At 55.2% G+C, this 23,412-nt stretch carries 19 protein-coding genes, 1 tRNA gene and 1 pseudogene; 11 read left to right on the forward strand and 10 right to left on the reverse strand.

Going from position 1 to position 23,412, the window contains the following annotated elements; genetic code table 11:
- Positions 1 to 99 precede the first annotated feature (99 nt).
- On the forward strand, positions 100 to 498 hold the full coding sequence (locus ACVWY9_RS11115; RefSeq protein WP_457388363.1) for a hypothetical protein: 399 nt from the start codon (positions 100 to 102) through the stop codon (positions 496 to 498).
- 31 nt (positions 499 to 529) lie between these two features.
- Here ACVWY9_RS11115 and ACVWY9_RS11120 read toward each other — a convergent pair whose 3' ends face one another.
- Entirely contained in the window at positions 530 to 1,576 is a 1,047-nt protein-coding gene (locus tag ACVWY9_RS11120; protein ID WP_414332177.1) for an ATPase, T2SS/T4P/T4SS family, read from the reverse strand.
- Positions 1,577 to 1,744: 168 nt separating this feature from the next.
- Between ACVWY9_RS11120 and ACVWY9_RS11125 the strand changes: the two genes are divergently transcribed.
- The 5 genes from ACVWY9_RS11125 to ACVWY9_RS11145 all read left to right on the forward strand — a co-directional run bounded on the left by ACVWY9_RS11125 (position 1,745) and on the right by ACVWY9_RS11145 (position 5,068).
- Entirely contained in the window at positions 1,745 to 2,464 is a 720-nt protein-coding gene (locus ACVWY9_RS11125) for a pyridoxine 5'-phosphate synthase (RefSeq protein WP_011432110.1), read from the forward strand.
- A 14-nt stretch (positions 2,465 to 2,478) separates the two neighbouring features.
- On the forward strand, positions 2,479 to 3,111 hold the full coding sequence (locus ACVWY9_RS11130) for a DUF3318 domain-containing protein (RefSeq protein WP_011432111.1): 633 nt from the start codon (positions 2,479 to 2,481) through the stop codon (positions 3,109 to 3,111).
- Between the two features lie 12 nt (positions 3,112 to 3,123).
- Positions 3,124 to 3,957: a biotin--[acetyl-CoA-carboxylase] ligase gene (locus tag ACVWY9_RS11135; RefSeq protein ID WP_457388364.1), complete on the forward strand. Its 834-nt coding sequence runs from the start codon at positions 3,124 to 3,126 to the stop codon at positions 3,955 to 3,957.
- Positions 3,958 to 4,013: 56 nt separating this feature from the next.
- Entirely contained in the window at positions 4,014 to 4,904 is an 891-nt protein-coding gene (locus ACVWY9_RS11140) for a M23 family metallopeptidase (RefSeq protein WP_457388365.1), read from the forward strand.
- Between the two features lie 83 nt (positions 4,905 to 4,987).
- A tRNA-Leu gene (locus ACVWY9_RS11145) sits at positions 4,988 to 5,068 on the forward strand.
- 233 nt (positions 5,069 to 5,301) lie between these two features.
- On the opposite strand, the gene ACVWY9_RS11150 is transcribed toward ACVWY9_RS11145, so the two are convergent.
- Entirely contained in the window at positions 5,302 to 6,309 is a 1,008-nt protein-coding gene (locus ACVWY9_RS11150; RefSeq protein ID WP_457388366.1) for a glycosyltransferase family 9 protein, read from the reverse strand.
- A 195-nt stretch (positions 6,310 to 6,504) separates the two neighbouring features.
- Between ACVWY9_RS11150 and ACVWY9_RS11155 the strand changes: the two genes are divergently transcribed.
- Positions 6,505 to 7,662 (forward strand): DegT/DnrJ/EryC1/StrS family aminotransferase, encoded by a 1,158-nt coding sequence (locus ACVWY9_RS11155; protein ID WP_457388404.1) that lies wholly within the window; start codon positions 6,505 to 6,507, stop codon positions 7,660 to 7,662.
- 264 nt (positions 7,663 to 7,926) lie between these two features.
- Positions 7,927 to 8,970, forward strand: coding sequence for a DUF58 domain-containing protein (locus tag ACVWY9_RS11160; protein ID WP_457388367.1), 1,044 nt, complete (start codon positions 7,927 to 7,929; stop codon positions 8,968 to 8,970).
- A 103-nt stretch (positions 8,971 to 9,073) separates the two neighbouring features.
- Here ACVWY9_RS11160 and ACVWY9_RS11165 read toward each other — a convergent pair whose 3' ends face one another.
- From ACVWY9_RS11165 to ACVWY9_RS11175, 3 genes are all read right to left on the reverse strand, one after another.
- Positions 9,074 to 10,033: a patatin family protein gene (locus tag ACVWY9_RS11165; RefSeq protein ID WP_414407523.1), complete on the reverse strand. Its 960-nt coding sequence runs from the start codon at positions 10,031 to 10,033 to the stop codon at positions 9,074 to 9,076.
- Positions 10,034 to 10,097: 64 nt separating this feature from the next.
- Positions 10,098 to 10,736 carry a histidine phosphatase family protein gene (locus ACVWY9_RS11170; RefSeq protein ID WP_457388368.1) on the reverse strand — a complete coding sequence of 213 codons (639 nt, stop codon included), beginning with the start codon at positions 10,734 to 10,736 and terminating at the stop codon, positions 10,098 to 10,100.
- A 45-nt stretch (positions 10,737 to 10,781) separates the two neighbouring features.
- Positions 10,782 to 11,750: an NAD(+) kinase gene (locus ACVWY9_RS11175; protein ID WP_414351512.1), complete on the reverse strand. Its 969-nt coding sequence runs from the start codon at positions 11,748 to 11,750 to the stop codon at positions 10,782 to 10,784.
- Positions 11,751 to 12,119: 369 nt separating this feature from the next.
- Between ACVWY9_RS11175 and ACVWY9_RS11180 the strand changes: the two genes are divergently transcribed.
- A complete protein-coding gene (locus tag ACVWY9_RS11180; protein WP_457388369.1) occupies positions 12,120 to 14,408 on the forward strand; it encodes a serine/threonine protein kinase in 2,289 nt (762 codons plus the stop codon).
- On the opposite strand, the gene ACVWY9_RS11185 is transcribed toward ACVWY9_RS11180, so the two are convergent.
- The 4 genes and pseudogenes from ACVWY9_RS11185 to ACVWY9_RS11200 all read right to left on the reverse strand — a co-directional run.
- Positions 14,405 to 14,995: a hypothetical protein gene (locus tag ACVWY9_RS11185; protein ID WP_457388370.1), complete on the reverse strand. Its 591-nt coding sequence runs from the start codon at positions 14,993 to 14,995 to the stop codon at positions 14,405 to 14,407. The two genes, ACVWY9_RS11180 and ACVWY9_RS11185, sit on opposite strands and share 4 nt — an antisense overlap.
- Before the next feature lie 364 nt (positions 14,996 to 15,359).
- Positions 15,360 to 16,316 carry an O-linked N-acetylglucosamine transferase, SPINDLY family protein gene (locus tag ACVWY9_RS11190; RefSeq protein WP_457388372.1) on the reverse strand — a complete coding sequence of 319 codons (957 nt, stop codon included), beginning with the start codon at positions 16,314 to 16,316 and terminating at the stop codon, positions 15,360 to 15,362.
- Positions 16,317 to 17,015: 699 nt separating this feature from the next.
- Complete coding sequence (locus ACVWY9_RS11195) at positions 17,016 to 17,669, reverse strand: type IV pilin protein (protein WP_457388374.1); 654 nt, start codon at positions 17,667 to 17,669, stop codon at positions 17,016 to 17,018.
- Between the two features lie 403 nt (positions 17,670 to 18,072).
- Positions 18,073 to 18,201 (reverse strand): annotated as a pseudogene (locus tag ACVWY9_RS11200) (MerR family DNA-binding transcriptional regulator); the annotation flags it as partial.
- Between the two features lie 287 nt (positions 18,202 to 18,488).
- Here ACVWY9_RS11200 and ACVWY9_RS11205 point away from each other — a divergent pair.
- Together ACVWY9_RS11205 and ACVWY9_RS11210 are read left to right on the forward strand one after the other, a co-directional pair.
- On the forward strand, positions 18,489 to 21,443 hold the full coding sequence (locus ACVWY9_RS11205) for an O-linked N-acetylglucosamine transferase family protein (RefSeq protein ID WP_457388376.1): 2,955 nt from the start codon (positions 18,489 to 18,491) through the stop codon (positions 21,441 to 21,443).
- 61 nt (positions 21,444 to 21,504) lie between these two features.
- Positions 21,505 to 22,833: a hypothetical protein gene (locus ACVWY9_RS11210; protein ID WP_457388378.1), complete on the forward strand. Its 1,329-nt coding sequence runs from the start codon at positions 21,505 to 21,507 to the stop codon at positions 22,831 to 22,833.
- A gap of 24 nt (positions 22,834 to 22,857) precedes the next feature.
- Here ACVWY9_RS11210 and ACVWY9_RS11215 read toward each other — a convergent pair whose 3' ends face one another.
- Complete coding sequence (locus ACVWY9_RS11215; protein ID WP_414329088.1) at positions 22,858 to 23,376, reverse strand: phosphoribosyltransferase; 519 nt, start codon at positions 23,374 to 23,376, stop codon at positions 22,858 to 22,860.
- Positions 23,377 to 23,412 lie beyond the last annotated feature (36 nt).

Here is a 23,412-nt window from a genome sequence, read left to right on the forward strand (position 1 = left end):
TGGGATGCCCTCCCATTAAACCCCTGCCGGAGAGACGAATAGCCGGCAATAGCATAGGATGGGTATTCTGGTGTACCGTACTCGCGACTGTTAGCCCCTATGACGATTTCAACAGAAGAGCGCCTAGAGCGAGTCGAGCGCCTGGTCGAGGCCAATAGCCAAGCAATAGCTCGTCTCACCCAACAACAAGAGGAAGTTTTGAGGCGGATCGATCGGCTCTCAGGGGATAGCGAAAAACTCTCGGAGCGGGTTGAAAAGCTCTCGGGCGATGTCGAAAAGCTCTCGGGCGATGTCGAAAAGCTCTCAGGTGATGTCGAAAAGCTCTCAGGTGATGTCGAAAAGCTCTCAGGTGATGTCGAAAAGCTCACTTTTAAGTTCGACACCTCACAAACCATCGGGGAACGGCTGGAACGTCTAGCCACCAGCCTGATTGCCGGTGCCACCATCAGCATCATTGCCGGAGTGATTTTGGTGCTGCTGCGGGAGGGATCCCGTTGAAGGGATGTTACTCGGGGCTGGTTTTGGGGGGTCAACTGCCGGAATTGAGTTTTTCCCAGTCCTGCTGGTGGATGGCGATCATCTGGGCTTGGGCTTGAATAGCTGCCAACACCTCCGTCATCAGGGGCCAGTCGCTCCGCGGCGGACTGGGGTACTGCTTAAGCTTGTCAACTGTGTTGCTGAGAGCACTTTGCAATTGTTGCAGCAGTTGATAGGTCTGTTGGGCCAAAGCTAGGGTCTCAGAGACGCGGAGGTTATTCTGGCCTTGTTGATATTTCTGGAGAGCTTCCCCTCGCAGGATGCTCAAGATGGCCCCTTCTCTAGAGGCGGCAGTCTGGCCACTTTTGGAGCGCTGCGGTATGATGCGCAACTGCAACACCAGTGGCTCCCCCCGGTACATCCGCTCCACCTCTGCCTGCTGCGGCTCCCCGATCAACTCCGGATCCAGCGCCATCATCCGCTTCATGGCGGTGATCAACTTCGCTCGTATGGACTCGGAGAGATCTTTGAACAGATCCCGCAAAATCCCCTGCTGGCGGTAGCGCACTCGACAAGAAGGCCCCTCTTGAGGCTCCACGAAAATTTGCTCGGCTTTCTCATCCAAAGCCCGCCGCAGCATCGAGTTGAGCAACTGCTGCACTGTCTCTTCTGATTCGTCGGCGGGGACGGACGGAGGCTGGGTTGGCCTCAACTGCGTGGGTGGCCCCGACACGGGAGCAGGAACCTCCCGAGTCACCCGGTTGGCTTGCGCCTGGAGGCGCAGCCGCTCCACTTCTGCCGGGTCGGGGGGATGGCTGAAGTAGTAGGCAATTAAATCCTGCTGCTGCTGAGCGGTGAGAGGGATTGGCTGGACGGAAATCTGGGAATAGGCCAGCATTTTGCTCACATAGTCCAACGCCGCCAAATCCTGGGGATCCACCATGCCCAAGATGAGGCTGTCGGTATCCAGGGCCAAGGGGACGACTTGGTAGTAAATGCAGATTTCCACCGGCAAGTACTGGGCAATTAGAGCCGGCACTCGCGCCCGGTCAACAATGGAGTGTTGTCCCACCGCCAGAGAGGCATCTGGATCAGTCATGGCAATCCCGGAGTGGATCCCGCACAGGCGAGACGTCGCTACCTGATCATAGAGTAAAGCCTACACCCTCGCGGCCTGAGGCCCATGGCATCCTGGCTCATCTGACCGGCGTAAATTGAATAATGTAATACTAGGGGTATTCTCCTCTACACCCAAAGCAGTAAAGCCTTGTTAAGTCTTGGAGTTAACATCGACCACATTGCCACCCTTCGACAGGCACGCCGCACGGTGGAGCCAGATCCGGTAGCGGCAGCGGTGATTGCCGAGCTGGCGGGGGCAGATGGCATTACGGTGCACTTGCGCGAGGATCGCCGTCACATTCAAGATCGGGATGTGCGGCTGTTGCGGCAAACTGTGCGCACCCACCTCAACCTGGAGATGGCAGCCACCGAGGAGATGGTGGCGATTGCCCTGGAGGTCAAGCCCGACTACGTCACTTTGGTTCCTGAGCGGCGGGAGGAGATCACCACCGAAGGTGGGTTGGATGTGGCGGGGCAGGTGTCGCGCCTCAGGGATGTGGTCGGCCAACTGCAGGGATCCGGCATTCCCGTCAGCTTGTTTATCGACCCAGATCCGACCCAAATTGCCGCTGCTGCCCAAGTGGGAGCCCGCTGGGTGGAGTTGCACACGGGGCGCTACGCAGAAGCCTCATCCGCAGCTCAGCGGCAGGTGGAACTTGACCACCTGGAAAAGGCCAGCCAACAGGCCCTTCAACTGGGCTTGCGGGTGAATGCGGGACATGGTCTTACCTACTGGAATGTCGGCCCAGTGGCGCGGATCCCTGGCATGGAGGAGCTGAACATCGGCCACAGCATTATCAGTCGAGCGGTGCTGGTGGGGCTGGATCGGGCGGTGCGAGAGATGCGTCAGGCGATGGGACTAAGCTGAGGAGCAGGCCCGGCATGAACTCGGAATACTACGGCTACGAAAACTACGTTCTGGATCAGGCGGAGATTGAGCGCCTGTTGGATCTGCTGCCAGCCAGTATGCGGGAGAGTGTGAAGATCTTGCCCGCCTCGGAACGGCAAACGGTGGTGATCAAAGGCCGTCGGCAAATGCCCTGGGAACGGCAGATGCGGCTGTTCATCAAGCCCTACGAGTGGCGGCAATTTACCCCCCTGCAGCGGGCGGGGCTGTTCCTGCACAAGGTGGGCTACTACAGTCGGGCGGTTTCGCGGCAGATCGACTTTTACCTGGCCATAGCAGCTCTGGGGGGGTTGAGCTTGATCTTCGAGGCCGTACAACAGGATCCCGTGGGAGCAACCGTTTCGGGTGGTTTGAGTGGCTTGGCCCTCTGGCAGTTGCGCCGCGACCAAACCAATGACCGTCGTCTGCTGGCTGCTGACGCCTATGCGGTGGATCGCCTGGTGTTGCGCGGGATCCCGCGGCTGCAGGCGGTGGAGGCCCTAGGGCAGGCGCTGCATGTGGAGGCCCGTCTGGAGGGGCGCTCGGGCAATGATCTGCTGGACATGTTGCGCTACCAAAACCTCAAGCGGCTGGCCCAGCGTCCGGCGGAAGATATTGTGTTGAGCTAATCCCGGGTAGAGATGCTTTCTCCCTCGCGGCTGGGATCCCAGGCGGGCCGGTGGGGCCGCCATCTGCTGCAAGTGGCGGTGACCGATTCCACCAATCGGCTGCTCTTGGACTGGGGGCGTCGCTTCCCACAGCCGCTGCCAGTGGGCACAGTTTTGGTCAGCACCCGCCAGCGGGCCGGGCAAGGTCAACATGGGCGAGTGTGGCACTCGCAGCCGGGGGGGCTGTACCTGTCCGTTTGGCTGGGATCCCCGCCTTTGCATTACTCGCTGCTGGAACTGACCCTGGCCTTGGGCTGGGGCATTGCGGGCTGCTTACGGCAAAACCTTGGGATCCCGCTGCGGCTGAAATGGCCCAACGATTTGGTGGTGGTAGATGAGCAGCACCCGGATTCTCTGCTCAAGCTGGGGGGGATCCTGGTGCAAAGCCGCTTTGGGGGGAGCGGGCAACTGCTGGGGTTGGCGGCCGGTGTGGGGGTGAATGTCAACAACCCCGTTCCCGTTGGGGCAATCACCTTAGCCCAGATTTTGGGATCCCCTCCGCACCGCTCCCTCGATCGCACTGAGATTGCCGGCTGGGTTCTGCAGGGGATGGAGCAGGGATTCCACGTCTGGTTGCAAGGGGGATTTGCCCCCGTTCGCTCAGAGTACGAAGCCTGGATGGTCAAGCCGCAAGTCCAATGGCTCGAAAGGGGGACTAGCCTCACGATCTTGGGCCTTGCCGAGGATGGAAGGGTGCGAGTACAAACACAAGGGGAGCGACATCTGCAACAGCAGCCATCCATTCTGACGCTTACACCCGACCAAGTTCGCTTGAGCTATCACATGCCGGCGGGCGATAGCCTGTAATTTCTCTTGTGTTTTTTATGTGGCCTGTGTTGAACTCGGTGATGAAGCTTTTGGTTATGGCAGCGCGCCTTTTCTCCCCCCAAGCTCGGCGGCTGCGCTTTTGGCTGAAGATAGGGCTGGCTCTGCTCTGGTTTTATCCCACTGCTCTGCTGGCCCAAACCCAACCAACCCCTTTGCCCCCGCCGCCTGTGGTGGAACCGGCCCTGGACACGCCTGGGGCGGCAGCCCTGCTGCTGGATGGAGCCATTCCTTTACGAGAGGGCAGCCCTGCGACCCTTGAAGCAGAAACCCGCCCAGAGACGGTAGTAGGCCGCGAGATCGTGATTGAGCCCCAGAAGAACCATGACCTGGTTCCCCATGCTCAGCCTGAAGGTGGGGTGCCGGTGGTGCTGATGGAACGCAGCTCCGGTCGCCGCATCATTCTCGCCCCCGGCCAAGAGATTCGCATCGAGGATCCCAGCCAGCCCCAAGCTCCTGAACCGGGGACGCCGACGTTGCCTGAACTGGCCGTAGGTGAAGAACGACTGCTCTATCCCTTACCTCACCCGGTGCCGATTACTTCTGGATTTGGCATGCGAATTCACCCCATCCGCGGAGAGCCGGAGTTTCATGCTGGAGTGGATTTGGGGGCCAGCATGGGCACGCCGATCTTGGCCTCTTTAAGCGGCAAGGTGGTTACATCGGGATCCTTGGGGGGTCTAGGGATCACCGTTGTGCTGGAGCATGCCGGCGGTCGGCGCACTCGCTATGGCCACATGTCCGAAGTTGCTGTAACACCGGGGGAAGTGGTAGAGCGGGGATCCGTCATCGGCTATGTGGGGGCGACCGGAGCGGTAACTGGGCCGCACCTCCACTTTGAGCTGTGGAAGCGGGCGGTGGGGCAAGGTTGGGTGGTTCTGGACGCCACAGATGATCTGAAGGTTGCTGTTGCCCAGCTGCCGGGTTAGCCAAAGCCGGCTTGGGTTAGCATAGGTGGGCGGGCTCCAACTGGAATGCTGGCGCAGGTAACCAGTTGGGTCATGCAGGTTTTGCGGACGTGGCGGAACGGCAGACGCGCTAGACTTAGGATCTAGTGCCGCAAGGCGTAAGGGTTCAAGTCCCTTCGTCCGCATGAGAATCCCCTACTTCCCCAGCCCTTTTCCCCCAAGAGGGCAGAAGTTCCCCCGGTCAACAGCAATGCTGACTGCCTTACGGTCGCTCGCCAGCAAGCCTAGGAGAGCCAAGGTGACAAAGCAAGCTCTCCCGCCGGCTAAAAGCAGACAGGGACACATCTCCCAGGCTAGAAGGCTTCTCGGTCCGCCTGCAGAGAAACTGGACTGGGTTGCTGCCACGAAAACCTTGGCTCTAGGCCGGAAAGATCACCTGCAGAATTTGCTCGGGGGCAATCGACTCCACCTTCCCATCGGCCCCCTTGACCGCCCGAAACGGCCCCTCTGAAGGCAGCAACCGCAGCGGGTCGGTGGGCCCAAACAACGCCACCAGCGGCGTCTGGGTAGCCACCGCCAAATGCATGGGAGCGCTATCGGCGCACAACAGCAGCGTTGCCCCCCCAATCAAGGCCGCCAGCTGCCCCAGCCGGACAGGACGGCTCACCGGCAGCTCCGGCAGTTGCGCCAGAAAGCCCTCCGCCAGCTGCTCATCCTCTGGCCCCACCACCAGCACCAACGGCAGCTCCGGCCGCTGCTCCCGAAAACCCTTGATGACCTTGACCCAGTTGGCAGAGGGATAGATCTTCTGAATTCCCTTCTCCTGCGACAGCTGGCTGGCCCCCGGATGCAACAGCACATAATCTTGAGCGGCATCCCCCAAAAGGCGCTTGCGTTCCTGCTCTGCCCACTCCAGGTCTGCTTTTTTCAGACGAATCTGGGGCAACCCCGCCGGCGCAGCAATGCCAAACCCCTGCACCAGGTCGTGGTACATCTGGGCCGCATACTGGGCTGGCTTCAGGGGCACCGGGTCGGTCAGCCAAGGTCGCCCCGGCCCCGGCGGCGCATAGCCCACCCGCTTGGGAATGCCGGTCAGCCACAACAACAGCTTGACCCCCAAGCTTCGGCCCAGGCTCAGCACCCCGTCATACTGCCGCTCCCGAATGCGCCCCAGCAGGTCGCTGAGATCCCCCAACGACAGCCGCTCCTTGAAAGGAAAAGTCAGCACCCGGCTCACCGAAGGGCAAACCTCATAAGCCCCTGCTGCCCGCGGCTCCACCAGCACCTCCAGCTCCGCCTCCGGGAAGCGCTGCCGCAAACTGGCCAAGGTGGGAAAAAACAAAATCTGATCCCCAATCCCCCCCGGCACCAGAGCCAGAATCCGAGGTGCCAAAGGGGCTTTAGCTGCTGGAGAAACCGCCTGCATAAAGCATCCTGTAGAAAGCTGTATCCAGCCTAGGGGATCCCGCGCTTACTCTATCTCAGATTGGGTGGATAGATTCAGGGCCAGCTCGACCCGCGGAAGACAAACCCCAGAACCCTTCTGGGCCAGAGCGTTGTCTACCCAGGCTCTCATCCGCGATGATGGGCTGTGGCCGCCACCTTCTCCAAAGGCAGCACCATGACGGAGGAGCCGATTCCGCTGTTGGATTTGACGGGGCAGTACCGCGCTTTGGCCGGGCTGTTGCAGCCGCAGCTGGAAGCGCTGCTGGCCTCTGGCCAGTACATCGGCGGGGCGGCGGTGCAGCGCTTTGAGGAGCAGTTTGCCCAGTTTTTGGGGGGTGGCCCCCTGGAGGCCGTCGGCTGCAATTCCGGTACCGATGCCTTGGTGTTGGCTTTGCAGGCTTTGGGCATCCAGGCGGGGGATGAGGTGCTCACCAGTGCCTTCAGTTTTTTTGCCTCGGCTGCCGCCATCAGCCGGGTGGGGGCGCGTCCGGTGTTTGTGGATGTGGATCCGTGCACCTTTAACCTGGATCCGCAGCTGCTGGAAAGGAGCATCTCCTGCCGCACCAAGGCGGTGGTGGTGGTGCATTTGTTTGGGCAGGCGGCCAACATGACCCAGATTCTGGCTATTGCCCGGCGGCACGGCTTGGCGGTGGTGGAAGATTGTGCCCAGGCGGTGGGGGCCTGTTGGGGGGGCAGGCCGGTGGGCACGTGGGGAGAGGTGGGCTGCTTCAGCTTTTTTCCCAGCAAGAATCTGGGTGCGGCTGGGGATGGGGGGGCGGTGGTGACGCGGGATCCCCAACTGGCCAGGCGGGTGCGGGCTCTCAGGGAGCATGGGCAGACCCGTCCGTACCACCACGAGCATTTGGGTCTCAACAGCCGTTTGGATGCGCTGCAGGCGGTGATTCTCTCGGTGAAGTTGCCTTATCTGCGGGAGTGGAACTGGCGGCGGCAGGGGATTGCGGAGTGTTACCACCGCTTGCTGCAAGGGATCCCGGGTTTGATTCTGCCTCAGGTGGGGGTGGGGGGCAGCTCGGTGTGGCATCAGTACACGGTGCGGGTGGTGGGTTCTGAGGCGACGGATGGGCGGCGGCGGGACTATTTGCAGCAGGGTCTGAAGGAGCGGGGCATTGGCAGTCGGGTTTACTATCCTCTGCCGTTGCCGTTGCAGCCGGTGTACCGAGGGCTGGGCTACAGGCGGGGGGATCTGCCCAATGCCGAGCTATGTGCGGCTCAGGTGTTGTCTTTGCCGTGTTTTCCTGAGTTGACCACCTGTCAACAAGAGCGGGTGGCTGCGGCCATTGCTGAAATCCTCTCAGAAAAAACCTGCCCGTAGCACTGGTTATGGTGATTTCAAATTACACTGAAGCAGCTTGTAGATTCCAGACCTCTTTCTCCTTTGGAGAGGGGCCGGGGATGAAGGAGTGATGAGGGGACTGCGGTGTTGTGGAAACTAAGCCGAAAACTAGTTCCATTACTGCTTCAACGGACGGGAAGCCTGGGGATCTTCTCCTCAGAGCAGAAATCAGGGCGCCAGGTTCGTTTTCTGCGCCGCTTCCGCTTTACCCGTATTGGGGTGCGGTTTGTCGGGATCGCCCTGTTGGTAAGTATTGCTGCTTTCAACACCGGCAACAATCCCCTGTATTTGTTGCTGGGAATGCTGCTCAGCCTTATTCTCATCAGTGGCACCCTCTCTGATCTCACCCTCAAAGATCTGGAGGTCAGCCGGCAGTTGCCTAGCCGCATTTTCGCCGGCCAGCCTGTCTTAGTGGGTCTCACGCTGGTCAATCGCAAACGGCGCCTGCCCAGCTTTTCGTTGCAGGTGAGCGAACGCATTGAGGGGCTGAGGCGGCAAGATTGGCCTTCCAGCTATGTTTTGCGGGTGGATCCCGGTGCCAAGGTGGACACTTTTTACCAGCATACTTTTTCAAGGCGGGGAGCCTGGCAGTTGCAGGGTTTTGAAGTTGCCACCAGTTTTCCATTTGAACTCTTCCGCAGGGCGGTGGAAATTAGGGATCCCCAAACGGTGATCGTGTTTCCGCGGCTCGCCCCGGTTCAAGGATTGGCGCTGTGGGATCAGCTCAGCAGCGGCAACCAATTGCGCCCCCAGCCTGGTCGAGAGGGAGACTACCTGAGCTTACGGCCCTACCGACCCCACGACGATGTGCGTTCTGTCCACTGGAAGATCTCGGCCAAACGGGATCAACTGATCGTGCGGGAGTTGGAGCGTCCACGAGCCCAGGCCATCACCCTCTGTTTTGAAAACCGCTGGCAGCCCCAGAAAGAGAGGCCCGAGATCCATCGAGACAAGTTGGAGCGAGCTGTAGAGCGCTGTGCCGGGATCCTCTTCTACTTGATGCGAGAAGGTTACCCGGTAGCACTTGTTACGTTACAAGAGCGGACTCCTTTTGAGTCAGACCTGGCTCATCAAGATCACCTGCTGACCGTGTTGGCACGACTTACTTTTGTCGGGGATCCCCAGCTCAGCCCTCCACTGGAAAGAGAACCTGATCCCTCTGTCAAGTTTGACCTCACCCCTCAAGATCGCTGTGTGCTGCTGGCCCATCCTGGCCAGGATGGAAAATCTGCCCCGGCCCATCTCATCCACACGGGATCGCTGTTGCAATTTATCCCAATTGAGTGAGCTTCAGGCCCATTTTGATAGCAGGATCCATCTGAGATTGTTTGGAAAGCTTGGGCGTAGATCCTTGCAAAGCTTTAGGTTGAACTGCTGGAGAAGTGGTGGTTCACTGCTCCAACTTTTGTCGCAATTCTGGAATGGCCCGCCGCATTTGTCGATAGCCCTCCTGAATAATCGGATCTGCTTGATGAAAGTCGAAGATCCCATACTGGCTCAGCTTGGGTTGTAAGAGCAAATCCGGCGGATGTTCGGCTAAAACACTGCGGGTAACGATTTGCTCCATCACGTTCAACGTCTTGCCAATAACGTCGAAAATATTGGGACCAGAGGGCTCATCTGGAAACCATTGGCTAATTTTTTCTTGGATCCCTTGTTGTAGGGATTGATAGCGTTTGCGAATGCGGGTGATGAAGTTGGTTTCTTCTTCGATCACTTCTCCTTCAGCATTCAAGCGCTGTCGCCGTTGAAGGGTTTCTTCCACCTCTGTTTCTTCCAGTTGCGACTCCACATCCGCGGGATCCACATGGTTGAGATTGACCGCAACAACAACATCGGCCCCCATCTCCCGCACCACTCGCACCGGCACCGGATTGACAATGCCTCCATCTCCGAGATAGCGCCCTTCGTGGTGAAAGGGAGTGAAAATTCCTGGGATAGAGATGCTGGCCCGCACGGCATCTGCCATTTTACCCGAACGCAACAGCACCTCCTGGCCTGTGATCAAGTCGGTAGCCACACAACAAAAGGGGATCCCGGCCTCTTCAATACACAGCTCTTGCAAATGTTCTGTCAGCAGCTCATAAATTTTGTTGCCATCCAAAAGGCCACAGGTGGGAAAGACCACATCAAACAAAGACAAAATCATCTTCCAGTTAAGATCTCGCACAAAGTCTTCCAGCTCATCCAGTTCTCCTGCTGCATAAATGGCTCCCACAAAAGCGCCAATGCTCGTCCCGGCAATATAATCAATGGGGATCCCGGCCTGCTCTAGAGCCCGAATTACGCCAATATGAGCCCATCCCCTGGCTCCGCCGCTGCCCAGTGCTAATCCCAGTTTCTTGCCCATGATTGCTCCCTCAAAAAGAGACCCAAAAGACCTCAAGAATCCTAAACCTTGCTCCCTCTAACAATTAGGTACCTGCCCTTTCCCGCAGATCGGAAGGCAGATAACTGCGTTCCCCTAAGATTTCCAGAAGGGGGCCATAGCGGTCGAACTTGACCACGCTGACCGAGGCGGCCAAAACCTCAATGCGATCCCGGTAGCGACCCAGGTCAATGCCCAGCAGGCTGCAGAGAATGACCCGAATGGTGGCTTTGTGGGAGACGATCAAGACGTTGCCATGGGTCCATTTTTCCTGGATCTCGGCCACAGCCGGCATAGCCCGATTGGCAATTTGCACGGCGGTTTCGCCCCCCGGAGGGGCGTTCCAGGCTGGCTCGGTCATCCAGCGCCAATAGGCTTCTGGGTAGGCTTCTTGCGCCTCAGCGTGGGTTTTGCCCTCCCACTCGCCGTAGTGAATTTCTCTTAGGCCCTCTCGAATCTGCATCTGCAAGCCAACTTTCTCGGCCAGGGGGCTTAGGGTAGCCAAGGCGCGCCGCATTGGGCTGACGTAGAGAGCTTGCCAAGGGATCCCAGCATAGGCTGCGGCAAAGGCTTCTGCCATTTGTTTGCCTTCGGGGGTGAGGTCGGGATCCAGAGCGCCGCAAAAGCCGCCGGAACGGCTGTAGGGGGTTTCGCCGTGTCTGAGGAGGTAAAGTTTCAGGCTCATGGGAGATGTGCGGATGGGTGGTGAACTTCGCCACTCTAGCTCTCCTTATCCCCCTTCGGGGCGGTGGTTGGTGGTGGGGATGTAGATGCGGCTGCCCGCCCACTGCAATTTTTCCCGCAGAGTGCGAAAGTAGGAGAGCTCTTTTTCCAGGATCATCAGCTTGGCCGGTGTAGGCGCTTGCTGAATGTGAACCCACTGGCCGGGATTCACCGACTGAGCCAACACGCCATCTGTCCACAGGCGGGTCAACCCTTCGGGATCGGCAAGAGGCCAAATGTCCACCCTGGCTGTGCCGCTGATGACAATAGGACGGCTAGACAAACTCAGGGGACAAATAGGGGTGATGATGATGGCGTCGAGGGTGGGCTCGAGGATGGGGCCATTGGCTGCCAGAGTGTAAGAGGTGGATCCCGTCGGTGTGGCCACCAGCACGCCATCCCCGTGGTACTGATCCAAAATCTCTCCGTTGACCTCGATCTCCATGATTGCGGCAGGCAGCCGTTCTCGGTTGATTGGCTTCAGGCAGATCTCATTGAGGGCATAGTAGACTTCGCTGGCCGGACGGCCTTGCGACTTTCCCTCTCCACGGGCGGCCAAGGGATCCCCTTGCCCCAACTGCGGCTGTTCCCAAATCTGGGCTTGCAACATCATGCGGGCTTGCAAGAAAAAATCCCCTGCCTGAATGCGATCCCAGGGATCCTGTTGCAGCACCCGCTCCGACTGGGCCAAAAACCCCAGCCTACCCCCCACTTTGATTGGCAAAATCGGGATCCCATAGGAGGCTAGGTATCGTGCCGCCGCCAACACCGAGCCATCTCCCCCCAGCACCACTGCCAGATCGATGGGATCCGAGGTGGCCTCCAAAAAGACTGGGTAGGGGTTGTGGTGCAAGCCGGTGGGAGCTGTCAACACCGTAACACCGCGCCGGCGCAACTGCTCCGCACACCTCTGGCAGGCGGCTTTGCTCTCCCGATCCCCCTCTTTGTAGGCAATCACCACCAAGCCCAAGTCCATGGTCAACCTCATCAAGGGATCCCTGTCGATTGTCCCCTTCTTCAGACTGGGGATTGCTCAGGATAATCCAGACTATCCCCCCCAAAGTTAACCAGAAAATGTTCTCTTGGACGGTGAAACCGATCACCGCAGCTCTCCCTTGAGCGTCACTGCCCCCGCCAGAGCTTTCTTCTACAACTTTTAAGTAACAGTTAAGTAAATCTGAGAAGTCACCTTGAAGAATCAACCGAAAACCCCGCCATTTCCAACCGATGGCCCCAATCCGGATCCCTGAGTTCAGCCACCGGCGTAGGCTGGTGCAGACCTCAGCAATTCGGTTTATGGTATGGACATTCCCCCTGCAATTCCTCTTCTCCAAGCTGCAAACCCATGACCGCAGATCTCACCAACCGCATTTTGGGCAACCGCTACCAGCTGATTCAAGAAATTGGTAGCGGTGGTATGGGATCCGTCTTCCGCGCCTTGGACTTACACAACAACGGCCAAGAGGTAGCCGTCAAGATCCTCTATGCCCCCATGCTGCTGAGCCGGGGCGACTTCCAGACAGACTTGCGCCGTCGCTTTGCCGAAGAGATCCGCGTTAGCACCCTTCTGGGGCAGCATCCTCGCATCGTCAAGGTTTTGGATCACGGCCAAGAGGGGGAGCAAGCCTATCTGGTGATGGAGTACCTCAAGGGGCAGGATCTGGGCAAGCTGATCCGAGAAAAAGGGGCTTTGCCGGTTCGACAAGCCGTTCGACTAGCCTTGCAGGCCTGTGAGGGGCTGCACTTTGCCCACACGTTTCAGGCCAAGGTAGAGGGTCGCGAGATTCGAGGCGTTATCCATCGCGACATCAAACCCAGCAACCTCTTCATCGAGCAAGTTTTTCAAAATGGCAAGCTTATCCCCCAACTGAAAATCCTCGACTTTGGCGTGGCCAAAACCCTGGCGGATCACACCCTCAGCCTGGGCACCCAAAAAGGGGGAGGATTTATCGGCACAGCTCGCTACGCCTCTCCCGAACAGATACGGGGCAAAGCCTTGGATGCCCGCTCGGATATCTACTCCTTTGGGGTAGTGCTCTACGAGATGCTGACGGGATCCATGCCCTTTCAGCTGGAAACCGACTCCCTGCACAGCTGGATCCACGCCCATTGCTACGAAAGCCCAATCGAGATCAACCCGAAGGCAGCTCCCCAGCCGATCCCACCCCCCTTGGCAGCCGTGGTGATGGATTGCCTGAAAAAAAACCCAGACGAACGACCGCAAACGATGCGGGAGCTGGGGGAACGACTGCTGCAAGCCTATGATCTGACGGCAACCACCCAACTCTCTAGTGGCCAAGCCAGCACTGTGATCCTGCCCACCGGCAGTGCCAAGCCTCAACAGGATGCTCCACCCTCTTCTGACCCCAAGCCACCAATCCAAGCCACCCGCAATACAGGATCGGCTTCTGGAGCCTTTGAAGATATCCGCGATGAGGATCTGGATCTCATCGAAGATGAGCCGGTCTCTCCCCCTCCTCCAGGTGCAGGGATCCCCTATTACATCACCGAGCGGGAACCCTCCTCAGCAGAAGCTTCGCCGGAAACACCGGATCCCTCCCCCCAAAGTGAGGATGAAACTCCCAAAACGCCCTCCACAGTGATCCCAGCCAGCAACGCTCTCCCGACCATTCAGGATCCCCCTGTCGCTCGCCCTGCTACACCACCACGAACTAATACTCCCCGCACCCGCCCTCTGCCACAAGCTGCCCCCCAAACGGTTCTACAGCCTTCCGGCAGCAGTCTGAAGTGGGTCTTGGCCGGGGGATCCCTGGGCGTTATGGCTTTGCTGGCCGCCTTTTTGCTGTGGCCACGTCCAGCGGTTCGCGATACCCAGGAACAGCCGGATCGCACCCCAACTCCCGAACCCAAGGTAGAGCCCATACGCATAGAGCCTATACCCGTAAAACCAATCCTAGGGATCCCAACTCCCGGTTCTACGCCTACCCCTACGCCCGAAGCAACCCCCACGCCTACCCCTGAGGTAACTCCAGCGCCGACACCCACCCCGACTCCAGCACCAACACCCACTCCGGTGCCGACGCCCACCCCGACGCCGACGCCGACGCCCACCCCGACTCCAGCGCCAACACCCACTCCGAGACCGACGCCCACCCCGACTCCAGCACCAACACCCACTCCGACACCGACACCCACCCCGACTCCAGCACCAACACCCACTCCGACACCGACGCTTACCCCTATCCCTCGATTCACCCCGCTTGTCCCTCGTACTCCTACCCCCACCCCGACTCCATCCCCCACTCCCACTGCCACACCTGCCCCAGCAACGCCAACACCTGCGGCAGAGCTGGCCCTCAGCGGCGAGTGGCTTTACGAGGGAGGATCTTTTATCTGGCAGGGATCCCTGTGCAAGGTCAATGTTGCGGCTGGCGTCCAGGAAACCGTCTCCATTCGTCAGGAGGGCAACCAGATCAGCGTTTCCTCCCCCAGCTTTTCTGAGCGCAGCGGCCAGCTCATCGGCAACCAACTTTCTGTTAGCGGCAGGATAGGGGGTAGCGGTACCCCAACCGTTGCTTGGAGTGGCACGGTCAGCCCTGACGGGCGCGTGATTCGCGGCAGAGCCACCTGTGGCAGCGCTGACTTTGCCATCAAGCTCACCCGCCAGAGCTAGAGGCCGACACCCCCCCCTCGGTCTCCGCCGCCGCCGTCTTCCCTATCGTCCGGTTTCTGTTGCCGTTGAGGCGGTGGAGGAGGAGCAGCAAAGCTTTCGCTCACAACTTCGATGGTGTAAGGGCCTCGCCCAGGGCTGCCCGGCCCAGCGGCTGGAGAGGCATTTTGCGCCCAGTAGCTTTCCACCCGGAGCAAGTAGCAGCGGTTTTGCCGCACGGGGATGGTTAGCTCAGAGGTGGTAAAGTTGCCAGGGGCAGCATCATCATTTACAAAAACGTCAGGATCCAATCTCCGGTTGCTGTCATAGCTGCCGATGACCAATAGCGGGTCGAAAACCGGGCTGGTCAGCCGGATTGTAACCCCGGTAACGTTGGCTGCAGAGGGAAAGTAAAGAAACGCATCTGAATAGAAGGTAAACGTGCCGGGAGGGGGTGGGAATTCCCGGGCATTTTGAATATTGCCCCTCTCATCAAAATAATACTCCAAAAGGCTATTCGGCCCCAAGGTTCCACTGCGCCTATCCCCCTGTCGGCGCAGACCAATCGATGCAAAAAGGCCTGGACTGAAGGCTTGTTCGCAGACGTTCACCAGAGGCGGTATTGTACTCCCTCCACTTCCTCCACAGCCTGCCAAAACCGCAGCTGAGGCCAAAAGGCCCAAGAAAACCCTCTGCAGGGATCCCTGCGGAGCTCTAGAAGCATTCGATGCTGGCCCTGGCATAAGCACTCCTCCGGACACCGGATGTCAATGTTCCTCTAGATTACGATGCTCTGAGCAATTCTCAGCAAAATGCAGATCACTGACAGGATTTTCCCACGTTTAGGCTTGCACCGGCCTGGGGGGGCTGTTCCGCTGTTGACCTCGAGAAGGGAGCTTCAAGGGCGTAGTGGGGCCGTTGAGCCAATTTTGTCCTCAGGAAGGGATCCAGAGCAAAACCCTTTTTCGCAGTGGGCTAACCACTACTGGCGTCGGGCTTCCTGGTGAGGAAGAAATGGGCCAGGGCTGCCACACATTCTCGATCTTCGAAGAGTAGGTGGCATCGCTGCCGAACCTCCTCAGCCATGTGGTAGCGAAACTCAGAATCGGATCCCAGTTTTACGGCCAAATCCTCGTAGCTTTTCAGATCCGAGGCAATTAAACTGTCCAGCCCCATTCTTTTGAGAATGGCATAGGTATGCCGGCCCCGCATCAGCTTTCCAGGGCAAGTGATTACAGGTAACCCAATCGCAACGGCTTCTAGGGTGGTGATCCCACCTGACCAGCCGTAGGAATCCAACATGAGATCCGCACAGCGGTTGAGATCCAAGTAGTCTTGATGGTCTAATCCAGGCAGAACCAGACAGTGGTCTTCTGCATTGAGACCGTACAGGGAAAAAGCCCGGGTGAGCCGTTGCTGAAATTGTCGAGCAATGGCAGCATTGGGCAGAGCCAAGAAGACAAACTGAGCGTTGGGCACTCGTTGGGCAATAGCGGCAAAAAGATAGTCGTATTGGGGCAGATATTTACCCAAGTATTGACAAGTTAGGTAAACCACTGCATCTTCACGCAGGCCGAAATCCTCACGATAGCGCTTTTGCTGCGGCAAAACCGGCTTTTCAAAGCAAGTGCCCAAATGAGGTAAACGAATCAGGGTTTCACTATAATGTTCTTGAGCATCCTCTGGCTCCATTAAATCGCTGGAGAGGAAATAGTCAATCGTAGAAAGTCCAGAAGTTATAGGATGAGCCCAAGTGGAGCACTGTATCGGTGCCAGTCGCAGGGAAGCCAGTTGCAGAATAAGAGGTGAAAGACCAATCTCCAAATACACCAAAATATCTAGCTGATCCTGCAGGATTTGTCGGGCTGCATCCTCAAGTCCGGTGGGAATGTGTCGAAACACATCGGCATATTGACGATACCGGTCTGTCATGAAGTCGGTTCTGGGATCCAAGTGATAGGCGAAAACTTGAAACTTCCGCTGGGCAGTTAACTAAATCCTGTGGAGCAGGGGAGAATCCCACACGCCTTCCGAGCTTTCCTTTCGGACATAAAGTCACCTGCCGACGAGAGAAAACAGGAGGTGGAACATAGTCGGGGGCAATTGGCCAGCTGAGAAGGACTCGAGGCTGTGGAGCTTCGCTTTCAGCTAGAAATCGCAGGAGCCCCGCGCTGTACTCATAAAGTCAGTGTTGGGAGAATGTACAACTTTATTTGCTTTGTGTTATACTAATACTGCGGACACCAGAAACAGCTGTTTAGGGCACTGGTAACAGTCGATTGGGGGTGCAGTAAACCACCTCAGAGGTCCGTGGTTGGCTTGCCAACTGCAGGGCTACTAAAAGCCTGTCCCGTACTGTGAAGCAGTCAGGGTCGGGTAGTTTACATCCAAATCATCTGTAGCTTTTATCATCCAAGGATGAATTCTTTGGCTATCTTACTTCAACAGACGCAGCAGATGCACAAGACAGAACATTTCGCTCCCTGTTTTCAAACCCTCCGGACTGTTAAGCCAACCGTCTTACTTCTAGCTCACCCTGTCTCATTCTAGAGCCGAGCAAACTAGAGAGACAATGACTTTAGAAACAGAAAAGGGCCCCTTTCTGGAGCCCTAGGAATTGGAGATAGACCACTAATTAAATGACGTTGTACCGGTCGCCGTAGTCAGGGCATACTTGATATTGCCTGTACCATAGGGATCCATCTCCAAGCCGGTGGGGTTTATATTTACACCTGAACTGCTACTAGCGAAGACATTACAAGACTTTCCAACGTAGTAGGGGCTGCCAGTGGCTATAACCTTCTCCCCCTTCCCAAGGCCAAGCTCGCAGAGAATGGGGTTCCCACCGGCGTTTACATAAGCAGGGTTCACCGCTGTATTACCCAGAACCGCAAGGATCAGGCCGCGCTGGGCAGGAGTATCGGCTAACATAGCAGGAGCACCGTAGTTGGGGGCAGACCAGGGATCATTCTGGTACTTGTCTTTGATTGGGCCGCACCAACTGCTATTACAACCCCGAGCAATCACTTCATACGCTGTAGGGTAGCTGGTCCAGTCCAGGCGATAGGCCTCTGAGCCGCGAGAGACATCAGTCAGGGCAGCCTGCGCCTCTGCCACACGAGAGCGACGAATCTGGTTGAGAAACTGTGGAATTGCGACTGCACTCAAGACACCCACAATCACAATGACGACTAATAGCTCGATCAGGGTAAAGCCCTTAGCCCTAGAGAGCAGAAACTGCGAGATTTTCGCACGGAGCAGAGATTGACGAAGCTTTGCACTCATGATCCAGTACCTCTCCTTGCTAGATTTATGCTGGCCTTCACTTGCCAGTACTAGCCTACCCACTGTCAGCCGAGCTCATAACATCCTAAAGACAAATCTCTGCGAGCACTTCCAGAGGAGGACTGATACATTTACGCTAAACACTGCTGAGCATTACTGCTCAGCGGTGAAGCGATAGCATTCTGTCCATTTCCGTTCGCGTTAGCGGGACGGAGTCCGAACAGAAAGGCGGTATCCCGCAAAGCCCTGAGGAATACCCCAGAGCACTTCCTCTTCACTTCCCGGCAACCGTTGCGGTTGACTCAAGGATTGGAAGCTTAGTCTAGCATATCCCTCTCAGTGACTTTTGTCAAACCGCCTAAAGCTCAGTAAATTCAGCAAAGTTCAGGATTTTGAAGGTTAGAAACATGCTCGCCCTACCGGATGGTGTACGTATTGCATTGATCCAGCCTTTCTGTTCCCATCGCCTCAAAGTGTGGAGACACACCCCAAAATAATCCGCCGCTTCTCTCGGTTTTACATACCTAGCCATACCAAGCGGCCATACTGAACATACTGTACATTATTTTCAGTATAGTCCAGCGTATCATTGACTAGAGTCATGCTCGCCTGGTGGGGTTGTGCCCTAGGCAACTGCCTGCCAAGTGCGTCTCCTGCAGCGTTTGATCTCCAGGGCAGCCCAGGGCAGCATGGGGGTCAGGTTAGCCACAGAGCTGGCCTGAAAGAGCCAGGGAGGGCCATAACCAGCCTAGCTAAACCCGCTTAGCCCAACTCCTACAGTCGTGGCATAATCAGGCCAACCAGTCCTACTGCCTGCCTATGTCAAGGTTACCCTCTAACTCCGCTGTTGTAGATGAGATTGCTGCTCAGGGACGAGCTGCCCTTGCTTGCTCTGAAATAGACTTCCGAGATTGGGTTAGGGTCTATGTCGGCACTCTCTCTCCTTCAGAATGGGGGCAAGCCCTAACAAAAGTTATCTACCCCAAATCCAACATTGTCTGGGAAGAGACTTTAGAAACGCACCAAGAAGCCACACAAATGGCAATTCGTAGACTTTTATACGTGGAGCCTAGAAAAGCCTACTCCCTCTACATGGCTTTATTGAATGTTTCTTTAATCAGCCGAGAGGAGCTGATCTCACTAATGCTCGAGGTAGCGCAAGAAATTGCCTCCTTATCTGGCAAGCAGCCTGTTTACCAATCAAAGATCACTTATGACCAGTCGCTAAAAATAAGAGAACTTATTTTTGAGCTAGATCCCCTGCAAAAATCCAATAACCTACTTTTGCTCTATGACGCAATTAAACGAGAAGACGAACTAGCAATTCTTGCTTACTCTTCCGCAGTAGCTGAAAGCATAAGCTCTGGTTTAGAAATTACTGACTTATCGCAAGAAATTCCCTTTCTAGATGTTGTTCGCAACCTACTAGATGAGGGATATCTTGAGATCTTTTTTGATCTCTTAGAAGCCTTTGCTCAAAAGACTCCGCAGCCACAGCACCGCTCGATCATGGCAGCATTGTCTCTGCTATCAGAAATTTACCTTCCTGAAAGATCCGAATCTTACAAGAAGTTCTCTACACCAAAGGATTGGCTAACTGGCTATGGGATCCAGTTAATTTCCATGCTAATGGAAGAATCGACAAGCCTAGGCTACTCAGTTGTAGCTGAAAAGCTGCTTTCGCTTGCCTCGGAAGAAGATGAAAGATCTGCCAGCTTTATCTACTTACTAGAAAATGCTATGGCGCTGTTTGCTAAAGCCGCTCTCACAGACAAAGTAAGGCTTGTGATTGACAAGTTTCTAAACCTATGGCCATTGGAAAGTCTGCAATCTATAAGGGACAAGCTTCTCAACCAAGAACCGGTGGATGATAACATTCAGAATCTTGCCCGAGCTTTCATGTTTTCTGTATGCTTTTTTATCAACTACATCAGTGATGACAGGAAAGCTATACGAAAGCTAACCAACCTCTCTGCAGATATACTTCAACTTATTCTCTTATCGTATCGAAAAGATTTATGCTTGGATAACTTAGACAGCGAACTCAACAGCGAACTCAGAAGTCTGGCCACTGAGCACAGAGGAGCGTCTTTCCGAAAGCTAAGGATAGGCTATCTGGGCATATGTTTCATGAGCCACTCAGTGGGCGTTATGTCTCATCAGGTGCTAGCTTCTCATGATCCTGAGAGAGTAGAAGTCTACTATTACTACTTGATGGGCCTGGCAACAGAAGAACTTCTCTCTATTGACCCTATTTACCAAAGCTTTATATCTCACAAAGCTCACTTCCGTCATCTTTCTAAAAACCTGAGCATAAAAGAAATTCTGGAAATAATAAAGGGTGATAATCTCGATATTCTTGTTCACCTTGACTCGTTGACAGATCGAGTTAGTAACTACGTTATGGCATACCGTTGTGCGCCTATCCAGTGCAGTTGGCTAGGGGGAGATTCTTCTGGCCTGCAATCCCTAGACTATTTCTTTGTTGATCCATACCTGCTTCCCGATGAAGCTCAAGATGATTATCGCGAGGAATTAGTTCGATTGCCTGCTTATGCAGCTGTCAATCACTTTGCTGTAGATCCTCAAGATCATCAGATATTTTCTAGAGCCCTGAGTGTTACCTCTGAAAATGTTCTTCTCTTTACGGCTGCTCATGCATACAAGCGCAATGATCAATGTGTGGAAGCTCACCTACAAGTCTTGCTAAACTCCCCTAACTCGATACTGGTTGTGAAAGGCAAGGGAGAAGCTCCATCAATGATTGAAATGTACCGGAAAAGAGCTAGAGCGCTAGGAGTGGAGGATCGAGTTCGCTTTCTAGCTAGAACGGAGTATACGGGTCTACACCGCGGTCAGCTGGGGCTGTTTGATCTAATGCTAGATACATTTCCATACACAGGCGCCACTCACACGATGGAGGCCTTGTATATGGGTTTGCCGGTGTTGACCTTGGTTGGCAGACATTATTTTGGTCGAATGAGCTATAGCTTACTTAGGAATATAGGTCTTGATGACTGTATTACCTGGTCAGTTGAAGAATTTATTGAGCGAGGAATCCAGCTGGCTAACAATCCAGAGCGACTGGCCAAGGCCAAACAGACTATTCGAGAGTCCTACAGTAAGTCGATCATCTGGGATCCAAAACGTTTGGCTATGGCTATTGAAAAAACCTATTTTGATCTGGCTCATAAACATCAGATTATCGACCAGGTTCCTCCTCTAGACGGGGGTGAACCTAGACTCCAGGTCAGTCAGCGTATCCGCCTTCATGTCGGGGGAAAAGATCCCCATCCAGACTGGAAGATCCTAGACATCCAACCAAGAGAGTACGTGGATTACGTTGGCAACGCTATGGATCTCAGTCAATTTGAAGACAACTCCGTAGAAGCCATCTACGCCTCCCACGTTCTGGAGCACTTCGACTATGTGCGAGAATTGCCTGTTGTTCTCAAAGAGTGGCATCGAGTTTTACATTTCGGTGGCCAGTTAATGATTAGTGTTCCTGACTTACCTACTCTTTGTCACCTTTATATGGAGGAAGGAGCTTCCGCCGAGCAGCGATTTAGTATTATGCGCATGATGTTTGGTGAACAGACAGATGAGTATGACTATCACAAAGTTGGTCTCTCGTGGGAATATCTGTTCATGTTGCTGACTCAGGCAGGCTTTCGGATTATCCGCAAGGTAGATCGGTTCGGCTTATTTAATGACTGTAGTGAAATGGTTGTTTTCGGTAAACCTGTTAGTCTAAACATAATTGCGACCAAGTAAATTAAAATAAAAAAAGTTGTCTGGTTCTAGGCAATTCCTACCTCCCTAACTATCTTTTGGTATGAAATCAGTAGTTATTATCACTGCAGCCGACTCCAAGTTCTTCGATCTAGTGCAGGGAACTGTTCTTTCCATCCGAGGTAAGGAGCAGGGTAAATCTGTTGAGATAGGCTTCTTCGATTTGGGCTGTACCCCTGAGCAAGTAGACTGGCTTTCAAAACACGTCAATTACATTGTTGAGCCGGATTGGAACTATAACTTTGCTGGAGTTGAGAGTGTGCCTTCTTATCTGCGGGGATTACTAGCTCGGCCCCGGCTACGTAGGTACTTTCCAGACTATGAAGTTTATATTTGGATTGACGCAGATGCTTGGGTTCAGGATTGGTTCGGGATTGACTTGCTCATCCAGGGAAGCAAAAAGCGAGGGCTAGCTATTGTTCCGGAGATTGACCGAGGGAATAGATTACTCTATGGCCCAAAAGATTACCTAATTGATCTTAGTGAAGCTTACAGATACCACTTTCCCAGTCTGAGTGTCGAGGACTTACATACGTACCCCCTCCTTAATGCTGGTGTTTTTGCAATGTCCTATACTGCCAAGCACTGGGATCTTTGGGACTTTCGGCTTTCTCAAGCTTTAGCTAGAAGACCTTCTATCATAACCGATCAACTCGCTCTAAATGTAGCGGTCTATCTAGATGGGCTACTTAAGGAAACAGAACTTCTACCTGCCTATTGCAATTGGACTTGTCACTACGGACTGCCAAAATGGGATCCAAGGCAAAACCTACTTGTTGAGCCTTACCTACCTCACACTCCTATTTCTATCATACACCTAACCAGCCATAGTAAAAGAGAGGGAAGGCATGTACTATTGACCACTGAAGATGAGAAAATTGAAATGAGCTTAAAGTTTAGCGATGCCTCGCTGGAACACCAGAAGCAAAGCTTGACGCCTGCTTCCGCAGAGCAACTGAGTTTTACTACTTTAGGGATTTATCTAAGCCAGATTAATCTAGCTCTTTTTCCCGATTGGGATCCAAATCTTCGGGAATCAGTTACTGCAAGCTTGGAGCCTTTACTAAAGTCTATTCTGCTTAGTTCCAATCCTCAGCATTACGCTTTGATCATGTCTGCAGAGCCAGACTACGGGATGGCGGAGTCAGTTCTGGAAGCCGCAGCAGCTAACGTTACTATCGAGCTTATGGATTTGGGACACGAGTTAAGCGTTGAGCCGTCTATTTCTTTGGTTAAAACTCTTAACTCTGAGCAGTGGAAGCAACTACTGGCTCGGGTTGATTACTACTACCCCCTTACTCACGAGCGAATCCCCGCAGGGATCCAGCCTGCCCTGGATAAGCTGCCCCGCTTCGAGTTTCCTACTGGTTAGAGCCCTGAGGTGATTAAAGAAAAGTTAACCGGAAGAGCGTAGCAATTGCATCAACTGCTGGGGCGTCATCTGCTCGTAGGGCTCAAAGGGCTGGTGGATCCAAGGGTTATCCGGCAAATAGTCCACATAGTAGTCGGGTTGATAGACGGAGGCGGCCTTGTACCACAGTACGCCGGTGCGGATCTCCTCGATGTAGAAGCCGTAGTGGTGCTTGAGCCAGTGGACAGAGCGCTTTAGGGTCATGCCAGAGTCTGCCAGATCGTCCACCAACAGCACGTGGCTGCCCAGGTTGGCGGTGGTCATGGCTAGATCCCGCGAGAAGGTCAGTTGCCCCCGCTGGCGGTTACCGGGCCCAGAGTAGGAAGAGGCTGAGAGAATAGCCAGGGGCAGGTCGAAAAGACGGGCCAAGGTATCGCCGATGCGCAGCCCCCCCTTGGCAATACAGACGATTTGGTTGAATTCCCACCCGCTTTCGTAGACTTTGACGGCCAACTCCTCGATTTTGCGGTGGTAGTCGGCCCAGGTAATGGAAATTTCGTGCAAGGGATCCCCCTCTACCCATCTAGAGTGCTCAGTTTA

The sequence above is a fragment of the Thermostichus sp. OS-CIW-31 genome, assembly GCF_054060305.1.

Coding starts and splice junctions, on each gene's coding strand:
- ACVWY9_RS11170 (WP_457388368.1), bottom strand. CDS start 10,736: ATGAGCCTGAAACTTTACCTCCTCAGACACGGCGAAACCCCCTACAGC.
- ACVWY9_RS11165 (WP_414407523.1), bottom strand. CDS start 10,033: ATGGGCAAGAAACTGGGATTAGCACTGGGCAGCGGCGGAGCCAGGGGA.
- ACVWY9_RS11115 (WP_457388363.1), top strand. CDS start 100: ATGACGATTTCAACAGAAGAGCGCCTAGAGCGAGTCGAGCGCCTGGTC.
- ACVWY9_RS11195 (WP_457388374.1), bottom strand. CDS start 17,669: ATGAGTGCAAAGCTTCGTCAATCTCTGCTCCGTGCGAAAATCTCGCAG.
- ACVWY9_RS11175 (WP_414351512.1), bottom strand. CDS start 11,750: ATGGACTTGGGCTTGGTGGTGATTGCCTACAAAGAGGGGGATCGGGAG.
- ACVWY9_RS11190 (WP_457388372.1), bottom strand. CDS start 16,316: ATGACAGACCGGTATCGTCAATATGCCGATGTGTTTCGACACATTCCC.
- ACVWY9_RS11140 (WP_457388365.1), top strand. CDS start 4,014: ATGGCAGCGCGCCTTTTCTCCCCCCAAGCTCGGCGGCTGCGCTTTTGG.
- ACVWY9_RS11150 (WP_457388366.1), bottom strand. CDS start 6,309: ATGCAGGCGGTTTCTCCAGCAGCTAAAGCCCCTTTGGCACCTCGGATT.
- ACVWY9_RS11135 (WP_457388364.1), top strand. CDS start 3,124: ATGCTTTCTCCCTCGCGGCTGGGATCCCAGGCGGGCCGGTGGGGCCGC.
- ACVWY9_RS11210 (WP_457388378.1), top strand. CDS start 21,505: ATGAAATCAGTAGTTATTATCACTGCAGCCGACTCCAAGTTCTTCGAT.
- ACVWY9_RS11120 (WP_414332177.1), bottom strand. CDS start 1,576: ATGACTGATCCAGATGCCTCTCTGGCGGTGGGACAACACTCCATTGTT.
- ACVWY9_RS11130 (WP_011432111.1), top strand. CDS start 2,479: ATGAACTCGGAATACTACGGCTACGAAAACTACGTTCTGGATCAGGCG.
- ACVWY9_RS11155 (WP_457388404.1), top strand. CDS start 6,505: ATGACGGAGGAGCCGATTCCGCTGTTGGATTTGACGGGGCAGTACCGC.
- ACVWY9_RS11180 (WP_457388369.1), top strand. CDS start 12,120: ATGACCGCAGATCTCACCAACCGCATTTTGGGCAACCGCTACCAGCTG.
- ACVWY9_RS11205 (WP_457388376.1), top strand. CDS start 18,489: ATGTCAAGGTTACCCTCTAACTCCGCTGTTGTAGATGAGATTGCTGCT.